13 protein-coding genes and 1 tRNA gene are annotated in these 15,322 nt (G+C 40.0%); 10 read left to right on the top strand and 4 right to left on the bottom strand.

Translation table 11 applies throughout. The features are described from left to right. Window positions 1-144 precede the first annotated feature (144 nt). The 4 genes from M1R56_RS09570 to M1R56_RS09555 all read right to left on the bottom strand — a co-directional run bounded on the left by M1R56_RS09570 (window position 145) and on the right by M1R56_RS09555 (window position 4,871). The gene (locus M1R56_RS09570) at window positions 145-1,227 is read right to left on the bottom strand and encodes a Xaa-Pro peptidase family protein (protein WP_248035992.1); all 1,083 of its coding nucleotides are present in this window, start codon (window positions 1,225-1,227) and stop codon (window positions 145-147) included. A 115-nt stretch (window positions 1,228-1,342) separates the two neighbouring features. Further along, a complete protein-coding gene (gene gatD / locus M1R56_RS09565; protein WP_248035991.1) occupies window positions 1,343-2,125 on the bottom strand; it encodes a lipid II isoglutaminyl synthase subunit GatD in 783 nt (260 codons plus the stop codon). Then, entirely contained in the window at window positions 2,125-3,468 is a 1,344-nt protein-coding gene (murT, locus tag M1R56_RS09560) for a lipid II isoglutaminyl synthase subunit MurT (protein ID WP_248035990.1), read from the bottom strand. The genes gatD and murT overlap by 1 nt, the downstream gene beginning before the upstream one ends. Window positions 3,469-3,554: 86 nt before the next feature. Continuing rightward, window positions 3,555-4,871, bottom strand: a complete 1,317-nt coding sequence (locus tag M1R56_RS09555; RefSeq protein ID WP_248035989.1) for an FAD-containing oxidoreductase — start codon at window positions 4,869-4,871, stop codon at window positions 3,555-3,557. 339 nt (window positions 4,872-5,210) lie between these two features. On the opposite strand from M1R56_RS09555, the gene M1R56_RS09550 reads away from it, so the two are divergent. From M1R56_RS09550 to M1R56_RS09505, 10 genes are all read left to right on the top strand, one after another. Beyond that, on the top strand, window positions 5,211-6,788 hold the full coding sequence (locus tag M1R56_RS09550; protein ID WP_248035988.1) for a DEAD/DEAH box helicase: 1,578 nt from the start codon (window positions 5,211-5,213) through the stop codon (window positions 6,786-6,788). Window positions 6,789-7,059: 271 nt separating this feature from the next. Further along, window positions 7,060-7,848, top strand: coding sequence for a GTP-sensing pleiotropic transcriptional regulator CodY (gene codY, locus M1R56_RS09545; RefSeq protein ID WP_248035987.1), 789 nt, complete (start codon window positions 7,060-7,062; stop codon window positions 7,846-7,848). Beyond that, window positions 7,848-8,423: an isochorismatase family cysteine hydrolase gene (locus M1R56_RS09540; RefSeq protein WP_070459159.1), complete on the top strand. Its 576-nt coding sequence runs from the start codon at window positions 7,848-7,850 to the stop codon at window positions 8,421-8,423. The genes codY and M1R56_RS09540 overlap by 1 nt, the downstream gene beginning before the upstream one ends. 81 nt (window positions 8,424-8,504) lie before the next feature. Next, a tRNA-Leu gene (locus tag M1R56_RS09535) sits at window positions 8,505-8,590 on the top strand. A gap of 133 nt (window positions 8,591-8,723) precedes the next feature. After that, window positions 8,724-10,001 carry an ABC transporter permease gene (locus tag M1R56_RS09530; protein ID WP_248035986.1) on the top strand — a complete coding sequence of 426 codons (1,278 nt, stop codon included), beginning with the start codon at window positions 8,724-8,726 and terminating at the stop codon, window positions 9,999-10,001. Between the two features lie 13 nt (window positions 10,002-10,014). Further along, the gene (gene vex2 / locus M1R56_RS09525; protein WP_248035985.1) at window positions 10,015-10,662 is read left to right on the top strand and encodes an ABC transporter ATP-binding protein; all 648 of its coding nucleotides are present in this window, start codon (window positions 10,015-10,017) and stop codon (window positions 10,660-10,662) included. A 47-nt stretch (window positions 10,663-10,709) separates the two neighbouring features. After that, on the top strand, window positions 10,710-12,089 hold the full coding sequence (gene vex3 / locus M1R56_RS09520) for an ABC transporter permease (RefSeq protein WP_248035984.1): 1,380 nt from the start codon (window positions 10,710-10,712) through the stop codon (window positions 12,087-12,089). Window positions 12,090-12,159: 70 nt separating this feature from the next. Further along, window positions 12,160-12,816 (top strand): response regulator transcription factor, encoded by a 657-nt coding sequence (gene vncR, locus M1R56_RS09515; RefSeq protein WP_248035983.1) that lies wholly within the window; start codon window positions 12,160-12,162, stop codon window positions 12,814-12,816. After that, window positions 12,813-14,144, top strand: coding sequence for a HAMP domain-containing sensor histidine kinase (vncS, locus tag M1R56_RS09510; RefSeq protein WP_248035982.1), 1,332 nt, complete (start codon window positions 12,813-12,815; stop codon window positions 14,142-14,144). Before vncR ends, vncS begins: the two co-directional genes overlap by 4 nt. 135 nt (window positions 14,145-14,279) lie before the next feature. After that, a complete protein-coding gene (locus tag M1R56_RS09505; RefSeq protein ID WP_033688381.1) occupies window positions 14,280-15,161 on the top strand; it encodes a class II fructose-bisphosphate aldolase in 882 nt (293 codons plus the stop codon). Window positions 15,162-15,322: the final 161 nt, after the last annotated feature.

Here is a 15,322-nt window from a genome sequence, read left to right as displayed (position 1 = left end):
GTGACAAATTTATTAAGGGAAGTTCCAAATATCTTTGAATGTTTAGAGCGCTTTTTTAAAACTAAATGACTATAAAATTTATTATCAAATCAAAAAATAAGATGGAAAAGTTATTCTTTTCCATCTTTTTTTAAAATATACTTTTTAATCAAAATAAAGCAAATCTTTGCTGGTGCTTGTAAAGAGGTCAAAGCCATCCTTGGTAACAACACCGCAGTCTTCGATACGGACACCGACTTTACCAGGGATGTAGATACCAGGTTCAACAGAGAAGCACATACCCTCTTCGATAACCATGTCGTTTCCTTCCATTATTGAAGGGAATTCGTGGACGTCCATACCGATACCATGACCGAGACGGTGGTTGAAGTACTCACCGTAGCCAGCTTTTTCGATCACCTCACGAGCCGCACGGTCAACCTCATGAGCTGTTACACCAGGTTTGATAAAGTCAAGGGCAGCTTGTTGGGCTTCGAGGGTCAAGTTGTAGATATCTTTCTTGAATTGGTCAGGTTTACCAACAGCGACTGTACGAGTCATATCTGATGCATAACCATTGACCATTACACCGAGGTCAAAGAGGAGAAGGGCATCTTTTTCAATCTTGTTAGCTCCAGGGATACCATGCGGATTTGCAGCGTTATCTCCTGTCAAGACCATAGTATCAAAGCTCATTTCGTAGCCTTCACGTTTCATAGCAAAGTCGATTTGCGCAATGATATCAGTTTCCGTATTATCAAGAGAGATATTGTCAAAACCAACTTTAACAGACTTGTCGGCGTAAACACCTGCAACCATCATCTTTTGCACTTCGTCTGCTGATTTAATCAAGCGCATACGTTGGATCAATGGAGTCAAGTTATCAAACTCAGCACTTTCAAAGACAGTTTTCAAACCGTGGTATTTAGTCAAGATGAGATTGTCAAACTCAACTGCTACACGTTTGAAATCAAGCTGTGGCAAGGCATTTAGGATTTTCTTCCAAGGGTTTTCAGAGTCCACGTAGCCAACTACTGGGAAAGAGACAGTGCTAGTCGCACGTTCAACCTCAAGGGCTGGAACGAAGAGAAGCGGTTCCTGATCTGCAAGGACAAAAAGGAACATTTGACGTTCGTGTGGATCACTGTAAAAGCCAGTGAGGTAATTGATAGTGACGGGGTCAGATACGACAGCGACGTCTAGCTTTTCTGATTCAAGATAAGTTAAGATTTGTTGTAATTTAGACATATGTTACCTTCTTTCTACCCCTCTATTTTTGCAAAAAATAGTAGAAAATGCAAGGGAGAAGGGGAAAAGAGCTTAAAAAAATTCCAACAGCCGATGGCATGCTGGAATAGGAAGTTTAGTTGAATTCTGCCTTACTTTTCACATCGCTGTATTCTTCAGCGACTTCTTGATTGAGAATGTCCTCGTAAGCCGGAAGGACAAGATCCTGACCGTATTTCTTTTTGAGGGCAAGGGTTACTAAGCGATAGGCTAAGTTTGCATTACGGGATAAAATAGGTCCGTGGAAATAAGAACCGAAAACATTTCTATAGTGAACACCTTCACCGATTTTTTCTTCATTATTTCCATTTCCGTAAACAACCTGACCGAGCGGTTTTTGGTCATCTGAGAGGAAGGTACGGCCTTGATGATTTTCAAAACCATAATAGGTTTCATCGAATTCTTCATTATGAATTTTAATGTCACCGATAAAGCGGTTGTTGGTTTGGTTGAGTGTGTAGTGTCCCATGACACCTAGACCTTCGATACGTCTTCCAGAAGCTTCGATATAGTATTGACCCAGTAATTGGAAACCGCCACAGATAGCTAGGACGACACCATCATTTTGGATAAAGTTGCCAATGCTTTCTTTTTTAGCAGGCAAATCACCAGCAATGATGCTTTGTTCAAAGTCTTGACCACCGCCGAAAAAGGCGATGTCGTAGTGATTTTCATCGAAATCATCGTGGAGAGAAACGATGTCAACTGTAACATGAGCACCCAGCTTTTCAGCTACATACTTGAGCATAAGGATATTCCCGTTATCTCCGTAGGTATTCATGAGGTTACCATAGAGGTGGGCGATATTTAGCTGGTAAGGATAGTTGCCGTCTTTTGAGGAAAGTGAAGTATAAACCATTAGTTCATCTCCTTTCTAACAAGCTGACGATTGGCTAGTAGTTCTCGGAATTCCAGCATAGCAGTATAAGTCGCAAGGATATAAGCATGTTTGCAGTCTTGGGCTTCAATCGTTTTAAGAACTTGTTCCAGACTACTTGTTTCAGTGATTTTATCAGCTGGATAACCAGTTACTCGAAGACGACGAGCGATTTCAGAATGACGAACGCCACCGGCGTTGATTTCTGGGATATCCATGTCAGTTATCTGTTCAAAATCCGCATCCCAGATCCAGCTGGTATCAATACCGTCAGCATAGTTAGCATTGAGAAGAACAGATAGACTAAATGGGTAAGGAGCTAGCTTAATCATTTCAATAGCTTGTGTAGCACCGACAGGATTCTTGATGAGAACCAGTGTGCATTCCTTGTCACCGATATGGAAGGTTTCTTGTCGTCCAAAAACTGCACGACTCTTGTCAAAACCTTGTTTGATCAGTTGAGAATCAGCTCCGAGGTAACGGGCGATAGCAACTGCAGCCAGAGCATTATAGATGTTGTAGAGTCCACCGATTTGAATACCGTATTCCTGTCCGTCAATAACAAAGCGAGAACGATTGTTAGTCAATTCCACCAATTCTGTCAGACGGTAGTCCAAATCAGGACGTTTACATCCACAGTTTTCGCAGATGTAGGCACCCAAGTTGGCATAGGTATTGAGCTCGTACTTAAGAATGCTATGACATTCAGGACAGAGGATTCCCTCCGTGTTGTAGTGAGCTAGTTGTGCTGGTCCTTTTTCCAAGTCAAAACCAAAATACTGAACAGGATTTGGGAAAGAGCGCTTGTAAAAAAGTGGACTATCACCGTTGAGAAGGACAGTAGCAGTAGGAACTTTCCGAATAGCATCCAAAATCATGTTATAGGTCGTATAAATTTCACCGAAGCGATCCATTTGGTCGCGGAAGATATTAGTGATGACGAAGAGACTTGGCTGGATGTAGTCACAGATACGAGAGAGACTAGCTTCATCGATTTCAAGGACAGCGATGTTCTTGCCTGTTTTAGAAGATTTGGCTGTCAAGAAGGTGGTGGTAATCCCTGTAATCATATTGGCACCACTAGGATTGGTCAGAACTTGACCATAGACTTCGTTTAAAATACCGACAGTGAGGGCGGTTGTCAGGGTTTTTCCATTGGTACCAGTAACTACGACAATCTCGTAGTTCTTCGCTAAATGTTGTAAAATGTCTTTATCAAATTGGAGGGCAAGTTTCCCTGGGAGCGTACTTCCACGTCCGAGACGACTCAAAATAAAGTGAGAAGAACGTCCAGCAATGAGCCCAAAAGTAGTTTCTAATTTCATGTTTCTATTATATCATAAAAGCTGAAAAAGACAGATTTGAGATTTTAGAAAAAGAAAAACAGCCCAAGGAGGGCTGCTTGATAAAACTAAATCGCAAACAAGTCATTCAAGTTTTCAGCCAAGGTTGGGTGAGTGAAGATTTGTTTTGTGAAGTAAGTGTAAGGAATCTTGTTGTCCATAGCAACAGTAATGATATTGATGATTTCTTGAGAACCTTCAGAGAAGATAGTTGCACCGAGAATTTCTTTGGTTTCAGTGTTGACAACTGCTTTGAAAGCTCCACGAAGGTCACCATTTACATGACCACGAGGCATAGCAGCGACAGGGATTTCCTTAACAGCATATGGAAGTTTCAATTCAGCAGCTTGGCTTTCGGTCAAACCAACTTGTGAAAGTGCTGGTGTGATGAACATAGTGTTTGGCACATTGAGACGGTCCTCAAGGGTGTAGCTGCCATCACCAGCGAGGTAGCTGTATACAACACGGAAGTCATCAAGTGAAATGTAGGTAAATTGAAGTCCACCGTTGACATCTCCAACTGCAAAGACACCAGGAACGTTTGTTTGACAGTGTTTGTCCACCTTAATCGCACCACGTTCAGTTAGTTCAATATCTGTATTTTCAAGTTGAAGTGGTTCTACATTTGGTTTACGTCCAGTTGCGTAGAGAAGGGCATCGAAACGGTAGGTTTCATTCTCTGTCACGACAAGAACTTGGTCACCATCGTTTTTGATTTCAGTAGTATGGATATTTTGAAGGAGTTCAATGCCGTCTTCTTCCATGTATTGTTTAGCAAGAGCTGCGATAGAAGGTTCAGCACGAGGCAAGAAAGTATCCAGAGCATCTAGGACTGTTACCTTACTTCCAAGTTTGTTGAAAAGACCAGCAAATTCAAGACCAATATTACCACCACCAAGAATTCCAAGTTTTTCTGGTAATTTGTCTAAGTTTTGGATACCTGTTGAGTCAAAGACGTTTTTGCTTGTAGCAAGTCCTGGAATTGGCAAGACGTTTGAAATAGCACCAGTGTTGATGACGATAGTTTCAGCAGTCAATTCTTGTTTTTCCTCACCAGCTTGGATTTCGATGACTTTATTTGAAAGGAAGTGAGCTTCCGCATCAAAGATATCGACGCCTGTACCAGCAACAGTCGCATAGTTTTTACCATTGAGGCGTGTAGTAACCGTATTTTTAGTAGCCATGACTTGATCAAATGACAAGTCTTTTTCAGCAGCAACTAACAAGGTTTTAGTTGGGATACAACCGATATTGATACAAGTACCGCCGTACATCGCCTTACTACGTTCGATAAGGGCAACCTTTTTACCAGCTGAAGCTAGTTTTCCAGCAAGCGTTTTACCTGCCTTACCAAAACCAATGACAATTAAATCGTATGTTAACATTTTTATTCCTCCTGTTCGAATTTCATTCTAGCATAAGAAAAAAACTTTTGCACAAATCTGCTACGGAAAATCATTTCAGGAACCGAATGCTCTAACAAATACTTTTTGAGTGAAGCAAATCGATAGAAAAATCGTTTACATGATTTAATCAGGAGGTTAGACTATCTTTTGACCCTCTCTTGTGTTATACTAGATAAGTTGCAAAAAAGCAGTACTTTTCTTTAGTGGAAAAGAAGCAACACGGTCTTTCATAAAAGATATGAAAGTACGTCATGACAAGAAAAGTATAAACTAAGCGCTATAGGATGGCTTCGCACCATCTTTAGAAAGAAGAATAACGTGAAATTTAATGAATTTAATCTTTCTGCTGATTTATTGGCAGAAATTGAAAAAGCAGGATTTGTAGAAGCAAGTCCTATCCAAGAGCAAACCATTCCTTTGGCTCTTGAAGGAAAAGATGTTATCGGACAAGCCCAAACTGGTACAGGAAAAACTGCTGCCTTTGGCTTGCCAACCCTTGAAAAAATTCGTACAGAAGAAGCAACCATTCAAGCTTTGGTCATTGCACCAACCCGAGAACTAGCTGTGCAAAGTCAGGAAGAACTCTTCCGCTTTGGTCGAAGCAAGGGTGTAAAAGTCCGTTCTGTTTATGGTGGTTCAAGTATCGAAAAACAAATCAAGGCTCTTAAATCAGGTGCTCATATCGTAGTTGGAACACCAGGTCGTCTCCTAGATTTGATCAAACGCAAGTCCTTGAAATTGCAAGATATTGAAACTCTTATTCTTGATGAAGCGGACGAAATGCTTAACATGGGCTTCCTTGAAGACATCGAAGCCATTATCTCTCGTGTCCCAGAAAATCGTCAAACCTTGCTCTTTTCAGCAACTATGCCTGAAGCTATCAAACGTATCGGGGTTCAGTTCATGAAAGAACCTGAGCATGTGAAGATTGCGGCTAAAGAGTTGACAACTGAACTAGTTGATCAGTACTATATCCGTGTCAAGGAACAAGAAAAATTTGACACCATGACTCGTCTTATGGATGTTGAACAACCTGAGTTGTCTATTGTCTTTGGTCGTACCAAACGTCGTGTGGATGAATTGACTCGTGGACTTAAAATCCGTGGCTTCCGTGCAGAAGGGATTCATGGAGACCTTGACCAAAACAAACGTCTTCGTGTCCTTCGTGATTTTAAAAATGGTAACCTTGATGTCCTAGTAGCTACAGACGTTGCAGCACGTGGTTTGGATATCTCAGGTGTGACTCATGTCTATAACTACGACATTCCACAAGATCCAGAGAGCTATGTTCACCGTATTGGTCGTACAGGTCGTGCTGGGAAGTCAGGTCAATCGATTACTTTCGTAGCACCAAATGAGATGGGCTACCTCCAAATCATCGAAAACTTGACCAAGAAACGCATGAAGGGCTTGAAACCTGCGACAGCAGAAGAAGCTTTCCAAGCTAAAAAGCATGTTGCACTTAAGAAAATTGAACGTGACTTTGCCGATGAGACTGTTCGTGGTAACTTTGATAAATTCGCAAAAGATGCCCGTAAATTGGCAGCTGAATTCAGCCCAGAAGAATTGGCAATGTACATCCTAAGTTTGACAGTTCAGGATCCAGATAGTCTTCCAGAAGTTGAAATTGCGCGTGAGAAACCACTGCCATTTAAACCATCAGGTAATGGCTTCGGTGGTAAAGGCAAGGGAGGACGTCGTGGTGAGGATCGTCGAGATCGTGATCGCCGTCGCGACAATCGTCGTGGTGAACGTCGAGATGATTTCAAAAAAGGTGGTCGCAAAAACGACCGCTTTGAGAAGGAAAAACGTTACCGTAAGGATAATAAAAAACCACGCAATACTTCAAGCGAGAAGAAAACTGGTTTTGTAATCCGTAACAAGGGCGATAAATAATAAAAAAAGCGGTTCACTGAGGTGGATCGCTTTTAATATATAAGGAGACCGAGAGTCAAGAAAAGTTTAATACGAGAAAATAGATTTATATATTTGATATCTTATAATATTATATTATCAAAAATTTAGGAACCTGTCAACAAGAAAATTGAAAAAAATATAAAAAATTGCAAATGTAAGAGAATTGCAATTCAATAAACAATTTTCAGATAATTATTGAAATAATGGCCATTTTATGATATAATCGAAGCGATTGAATACGAGGTGAAAAATGGCACATTTATTAGAAAAAACGAGAAAAATTACGTCTATCCTGAAGCGTGCGGAGGAGAAATTACAAGATGATCTTCCATATAATGCCATCACACGCCAATTAGCGGATATTATTGATTGCAACGCTTGTATTGTTAACAGTAAGGGGCGTTTGTTGGGCTACTTTATGCGCTATAAAACAAACACCGATCGTGTAGAGCAGTTCTTCCAAACAAAGATTTTCCCTGAGGACTATATCCAAGGGGCAAATATGATCTACGATACGGAGGCCAACCTCCCTGTGGAACATGATTTGACTATTTTCCCAATTGAAAGTCGCTCAGACTTCCCAGATGGTTTAACAACTATTGCTCCAATCCATGTTTCTGGGATTCGTTTGGGATCTTTGATTATCTGGCGTAATGATAAGAAATTCGAAGATGAGGATTTGATTCTTGTTGAGATTGCTAGTACGGTGGTTGGTATCCAGCTTTTGAACTTTCAACGTGAAGAAGACGAGAAAAATATCCGTCGTCGTACAGCCGTAACAATGGCAGTCAATACTCTTTCTTACTCTGAGTTACGAGCAGTATCAGCTATTTTGGGTGAATTGAATGGCAATGAAGGACAATTAACTGCATCAGTCATTGCAGACCGTATCGGTATTACGCGCTCTGTGATTGTCAATGCCCTTCGAAAACTCGAATCAGCAGGAATTATTGAAAGTCGTTCATTGGGTATGAAGGGAACTTATCTAAAAGTTTTAATCCCAGATATTTTTGAAGAAGTGAAAAAGAGGGACTATTAATGGCTAAGGCTTTAATTTCGATTGACTACACAGAAGATTTTGTAGCGGATCATGGAAAATTGACAGCAGGAGCTCCTGCTCAAGCGATATCAGAAGCAATCAATCAGGTAACTAGATTAGCATTTGACCGTGGAGATTATATTTTCTTTACCATTGACGCTCATGAGGAAAATGATGTCTTTCATCCAGAAAGTAAACTATTTCCCCCTCATAATCTGATTGGGACTAGCGGGCGTAATCTATATGGTAAGTTAGCTGAATTTTATCAGGAACAGGCCCAGGATAGTCGTGTTTTCTGGATGGACAAACGTCACTATTCGGCTTTTTCTGGCACAGATTTGGATATCCGTCTGAGAGAGCGTCGCGTGGATACAGTTATCTTAACAGGTGTTCTGACAGATATCTGTGTATTGCATACGGCTATTGATGCCTATAATCTTGGGTATCAGATAGAAGTTGTCAAGCCAGCAGTCGCATCCATTTGGCCTGAAAACCACCAGTTTGCACTTGGACATTTTAAGAATACATTAGGAGCGAAACTCCTTGATGAAAATCTAGTTGAAATCAAAGAATAATGTATTCAAAAAAACTGAAAAAAATCTGAAAAAAGTGTTGACAAAGTTTTTGAAAGTTGATATACTAGTAAAGTAATCGACGCGGGGATGGCGGAATTGGCAGACGCGCAGGACTAAGGATCCTGTGACCGCTTTAGGTCGTGAGGGTTCAAGTCCCTCTCTCCGCATAGGAAAAGAGTTAGCTTCGGCTAGCTCTTTATTTTTATATAAACAAGGGCAAAGATTTTGCTCTTTTTTTTCGATTTCATAAACATTTCATATTTGAATATTATAATGGTTTTACAAATATGGAGGTGCTATATGAATCCCACTCAAAGAGCTTGGGCTTACGTCAGCAGAAAACGACTGAGAAGTCTCATTTTATTCTTGATTCTATTTGTCTTATTGGCTGGAATATCGGCTTGTCTGACGCTTATGAAGTCCAACAAAACAGTAGAAAATAATCTCTATCGCTCATTGAATACATCTTTTTCTATTAAAAGAATAGAAGCAGATCAGACCTTTCAACTGTCTCAACTAGATGACCTTAAAAAGATAAAGGGTCTTGAGGAGATTTCTCCAGAGCTTGAAACAATAGCTAAGTTGACTGACAAAGAAGTCGTCACTGGAGAGCAAAGTATCCAAAGGGATGATTTGACAGAGGCTGAAAAAAATCTTATCAGTTTGATTGCATTAGGAGACTCTTCCAAGGATGTTTCTTTTACAAGTTCTGCCTTTACCCTTAAAGAAGGAAGACACCTAGAAAAAGGAGATAGTCAGAAAATCTTAGTCCATGAAGAATTAGCTAAGAAGAATAACTTAAAACTTGGGGATAAGATTAGTTTAAATCCTGGTCAAGTTGAAGGAAGTAGTGGACAAAGGCTAGATTATGAAATCGTAGGTACTTTCTCAGGTCGGAAGCAAGAGAAATTTACCGGTCTCTCATCAGACTTTAGTGAAAACACGGTCTATACAGACTACGAAAGTAGCCAAACTCTTCTTGGAAATAAGGAAGCTCAAGTTACTGCCGCTCGTTTCTATCTAGAAAATCCAAAAGATATGGATAGTATCATTCAAGAGGTTGAAAAGTTATCTCTTGAAACGAAAGGTTATCAAGTCGAAAAGGGAAATAAGGCTTTTGAACAAATCAAGGATTCAGTTTCGACCTTCCAAACCTTCCTACAGATTTTCCTCTATGGCATTATGATTGCTGGGGTAGGAGCGCTGGTCTTGGTCTTGTCACTTTGGTTACGAGAGCGGGTCTACGAGGTTGGTATTTTATTGGCACTAGGTAAGGGAAAAGGAGCAATCTTTAGCCAATTCTGCCTAGAAGTTATCCTAGTTTCATTGGCATCTATTCTGCCGGCATTTGTGGCTGGGAATGCCATTACTTCCTATCTCTTGAAGACTGTACTAGCAAGTGGCGACCAAGCTGCACTACAAGATACTCTAGCAAAAGCAACGAGTCTTTCAACAAGTCTTCTATCATTTGGAGAATCTTATATCTTCCTACTTATCATTAGCTGCTTGTCAGTTGCACTTTGTTTCCTATTTTTATTTAGAAAATCACCGAAAGAAATTTTATCATCCATCAGTTAATAAAGGAGAAATTATGACTTTACTACAATTACAAGATCTTACTTATCGTTACAAGAACACTGCAGAAGCAGTCTTATATAAAATCAATTATGATTTTGAACCTGGCAAGTTTTATAGTATCATTGGTGAATCAGGAGCTGGGAAATCGACACTCTTATCTCTATTAGCAGGACTTGATAGCCCAGTCGAAGGTGCTATCTTATTCGAAGGCAAGGATATTCGTGAACAAGGATATTCTTATCACCGAATGCACCATATTTCTTTGGTTTTCCAAAACTATAACTTGATTGATTATCTTTCTCCATTGGAAAATATCCGCTTGGTTAATAAAAAAGCTGGCAAAGATACCCTTCTTGAACTTGGTTTAGATGAAAGTCAGATCAAGCGGAATGTTCTCCAATTATCAGGTGGACAGCAACAACGGGTTGCCATTGCTCGTAGTCTTGTATCTGAGGCGCCAGTGATTTTAGCAGATGAACCAACAGGAAACCTAGATCCTAAGACTGCTGGGGATATCATCGATTTGCTCAAATCTCTCGCTGAGAAAACAGGCAAGTGTGTGATCGTTGTGACCCACAGCAAGGAAGTAGCACAGGCGTCAGATATTACACTTGAATTGAAGGATAAGAAACTGACTGAAACAAGAAAAAATAGTAACTAAAACTTTTAAACATATTAAAAACTGAAGTAAATCTAGAAAGGAATCTTATGTTACACAACGCATTTGCCTATGTCACAAGAAAATTTTTTAAGTCTATTGTGATCTTTCTTATCATTCTCTTGATGGCTAGTTTGAGTTTGGTCGGCTTGTCTATCAAGGGTGCGACAGCCAAGGCTTCTCAAGAAACCTTTAAAAATATCACCAATAGTTTCTCCATGCAAATCAACCGTAGGGTCAACCAAGGAACTCCACGTGGTGCAGGGAATATAAAGGGTGAGGATATTAAAAAAATTACTGAAAATAAGGCCATCGAATCCTACATCAAACGTATCAACGCTATCGGTGATTTGACAGGCTATGAACTGATTGAGACACCTGAAACCAAGAAAAATCTAACGCCAGATCGAGCTCAACGTTTTGGAAGTAGCTTGATGATAACGGGTGTCAATGACTCTTCTAAAGAAGACAAGTTTGTATCAGGTTCTTACAAACTGGTCGAAGGTGAGCATTTAACAAACGACGACAAGTACCAGATTCTAATGCATAAAGACCTGGCAGAAAAGCATGGTTGGAAGGTGGGAGACAAGGTAACACTCAACTCCAATATCTACGATGCCGATAATGAAAAAGGAGCAAAGGAAACAGTAGAAGTAACCATCAAAGGACTTTTTGATGGACATAACAAATCTGCTGTAACCTACTCACAAGAACTTTATGAGAATACAGCTATCACAGATATTCACACAGCTGCCCAGCTCTATGGTTATACAGAAGATACAGCTATCTATGGAGATGCTACCTTCTTTGTAGCTGGAGATAAGAACCTAGATACTGTTATGCAAGAACTAGGGTCGATCAACGGCATCAACTGGAAAATGTATAGCTTGATTAAGAGTTCATCTAACTATCCTGCCCTCGAACAATCTATCTCAGGTATGTACAAGATGGCTAATCTTCTCTTCTGGGGTAGCTTGAGCTTCTCTGTTCTTCTACTGGCTCTCTTACTGACACTATGGATTAACGCCCGTCGTAAAGAGGTTGGAATTTTCCTTTCCATTGGTCTAAAACAAGCAAGTATTCTAGGACAATTTATTACAGAAGCAGTTATGATTGCAATTCCAGCACTAATTTCAGCTTACTTCTTAGCTAACTATACTGCTCGTGCCATTGGAGATACTGTTCTTGCAAATGTCACATCAGATGTGGCTAAGCAGGCTAGTAAGGCAGCCCAAGCCTCTAATCTTGGTGGTGGTGCAGAAGTTGACGGCTTTAGCAAGACACTTTCAAGTCTGGATATATCCATTCAAGCTTCTGACTTTGCCATCATCTTTGTACTTGGATTAGTTCTAGTGGTACTAGTTATGGCACTTGCTTCAAGCAATCTCCTCTTTAAACAACCAAAAGAACTCTTGTTGGATAGTGAATAAAAAACCTGCTACCTATTCTCACTCAAATGAGATATAATATAGGTAGCATTTTTGATAGAAAAGGATTTATATGAAAATTCTAATTGTAGAAGATGAAGACATGATCCGCGAGGGAATTAGTGACTATTTGACGGATTGTGGCTATGAAACCATTCAAGCAGCAGATGGTCAAGAAGCTTTAGAGCAGTTTTCGAACCATCAAGTTGCTCTGATTCTCTTAGATATTCAAATGCCGAAACTCAATGGTTTAGAGGTTTTGTCAGAAATTCGAAAAAGTAGCCAAGTTCCGGTCTTGATGTTGACAGCCTTTCAGGATGAGGAGTATAAGATGAGTGCCTTTGCTGCATTAGCAGATGGTTATTTGGAAAAGCCTTTTTCTCTATCTTTGTTAAAAGTACGAGTGGATGCTATTTTCAAACGTTATTATGATGTAAGTCGTATCTTTACCTATGGGGATACTCAGGTAGACTTTGACAGCTATAGCGCTAAAGTAGCTGGTCAAGAAGTTGCAGTGAATGCAAAAGAACTGGAAATTTTAGACTATCTGGTTAAAAATGAAGGTCGAGCCTTAACACGGTCGCAGATTATCGATGCTGTATGGAAGATGACAGATGAGGTTCCTTTTGACAGAGTGATCGATGTCTATATCAAGGAACTACGGAAAAAATTGGATTTAGACTGTATTCTTACCGTGCGCAATGTTGGTTATAAATTGGAGAGAAAATGAGACGTTCAGGTTTATTTAAAAAGATTTTTATCTATACCTTCTCGGTATTTTCTACCTTGGTCATTTGTTTGCATTTGGCCATCTATTTCCTCTTTCCTCCGACCTATCTCAGTCACCGTCAGGAAAGCATCGGGCAAAAGGCTACAGAAATTGCCCAGTCTCTCCAAGGCAAAGATAGTCAAGCTATTCAGGAAGTCCTTGAACTTTATTCTCAAAGCAGTGATATCAAGGGAGCTGTTAAGGGAGAGATGACCGAGGATAAGTTAGAGGTCAATGACAATCTTCCTCTGGATAGACAACGTCAAACGGCCTCCTTGGTTATTGAGGAAAGAGAAGTTCAAACTAAGGATGGTCAGACGATGACCTTGCAGTTTTTAGCTTCTATGGATTTGCAGAAAGAAGCAGAAGACATTAGTCTTCAATTTCTGCCTTATACTTTATTAGCGTCTTTCATCATTTCGCTCCTCATCGCCTTTATCTATGCTAGAACCATTGTTGCTCCTATTTTGGAAATCAAACGAGTGACTCGACGGATGATGGATTTGGATGCAGAAGTGAGGTTGCGCGTGGATTCTAAGGATGAAATTGGCGATCTTAAAGAACAAATCAACAGCCTTTATCAGCATCTCTTGACTGTGATTGCAGATTTGCATGAGAAAAACGAGGCCATTCTCCAGCTGGAAAAGATGAAGGTTGAGTTTTTGCGAGGTGCTTCCCACGAACTGAAAACACCTCTAGCTAGTCTAAAGATTCTTCTGGAAAATATGCAAGCCAATATTGGACGCTATAAAGATCGAGACCATTATCTGGGAGTTTCTTTGGGTATTGTGGATGATTTGACTCACCACGTTCAGCAAATCTTATCCCTTTCTTCAGTGCAAGAATTGCGAGACAAGAAAGAAGAAATCAACCTTCTTGAAATGACAGATTTTCTCTTAAAGGATTATGATTTATTAGCCAAAGAGAGGGAAATCTCAGTTGTGAATCAACTGACTGACCAACAAACTTATCTAAATCCTTCGGTACTCAAGCTAATTCTTTCCAATCTTATCAGTAATGCGGTGAAACATTCTATCCAAGGTGGCTATCTTAAAATTGGTGATAAGGATGGCTGGATATTTATTGAGAACAGTTGTACACTTGAGGAACAAGATAAATTTGAACAATCCTTTACGGCTTCGAGTCGACAAAGTAAGGGAGCTGGATTGGGGTTATTTGTGGTCAAGAGTTTATTAGAAAACGAAGAAATTAACTATCATTTTGAAAGAGACGATGATAACCTAGCATTTTTCATGAAGCTACCACAGACCGATCCGGAAAGTGATTAAGAAAGGGTTTACATCAATCTGATTGGAAGAAATTCAATCTAAAGTATGGGAAAAACTAGATTTTTTTATCAAAAAGTGATAAAATGAACAATGTAAATGGGATATCCCATAAAAATATACAGGAGGCCTGATAAAATGGCAATCGTTTCAGCAGAAAAATTTGTCCAAGCAGCTCGTGACAACGGTTATGCAGTTGGTGGATTTAACACAAACAACCTTGAGTGGACTCAAGCAATCTTGCGCGCAGCAGAAGCTAAAAAAGCTCCAGTTTTGATCCAAACTTCAATGGGTGCTGCTAAATACATGGGTGGTTACAAAGTTGCTCGCAACTTGATCGCTAACCTTGTTGAATCAATGGGTATCACTGTACCAGTAGCTATCCACCTTGACCACGGTCACTACGAAGATGCACTTGAATGTATCGAAGTTGGTTACACTTCAATCATGTTTGACGGTTCACACCTTCCAGTTGAAGAAAACCTTAAATTGGCTAAAGACGTTGTTGAAAAAGCACACGCTAAAGGTATCTCAGTAGAAGCTGAAGTTGGTACTATCGGTGGTGAAGAAGACGGAATCATCGGTAAAGGTGAATTGGCTCCAATCGAAGACGCTAAAGCAATGGTTGCAACTGGTATTGACTTCTTGGCAGCTGGTATTGGTAACATCCACGGTCCTTACCCTGCAAACTGGGAAGGTCTTGACCTTGACCACTTGCAAAAATTGACAGAAGCTCTTCCAGGCTTCCCAATCGTATTGCACGGTGGTTCAGGTATTCCTGATGAGCAAATCCAAGCAGCTATCAAACTTGGTGTTGCTAAAGTTAACGTTAACACTGAATGCCAAATCGCATTCGCTAACGCAACTCGTAAATTTGCTCGTGACTACGAAGCAAACGAAGCAGAATACGACAAGAAAAAACTCTTCGACCCACGTAAATTCTTGGCTGACGGTGTAAAAGCTATCCAAGCATCAGTTGAAGAACGTATCGACGTATTCGGTTCAGAAGGTAAAGCTTAATCTAGCTGAATAATACAGATGAAACCTGCCCCTGAGGGTGGGTTTTTTGGCGTTCTAAGAAAACTATTAAACCAGAATATTGGATTATAGTCATTTAGTTTTAAAAAAGCGCTCTAAACATTCAAAGATATTTGGAACTTCCCTTAATAAATTTGTCACTT

Origin of the sequence: Streptococcus sp. oral taxon 431 (genome assembly GCF_023115445.1) — a bacterium.
Classification (GTDB): Bacteria; Bacillota; Bacilli; order Lactobacillales; family Streptococcaceae; genus Streptococcus.
Note: the sequence above shows the minus strand (reverse complement) of the source record. Positions and strands in the feature narration are given on the sequence as shown.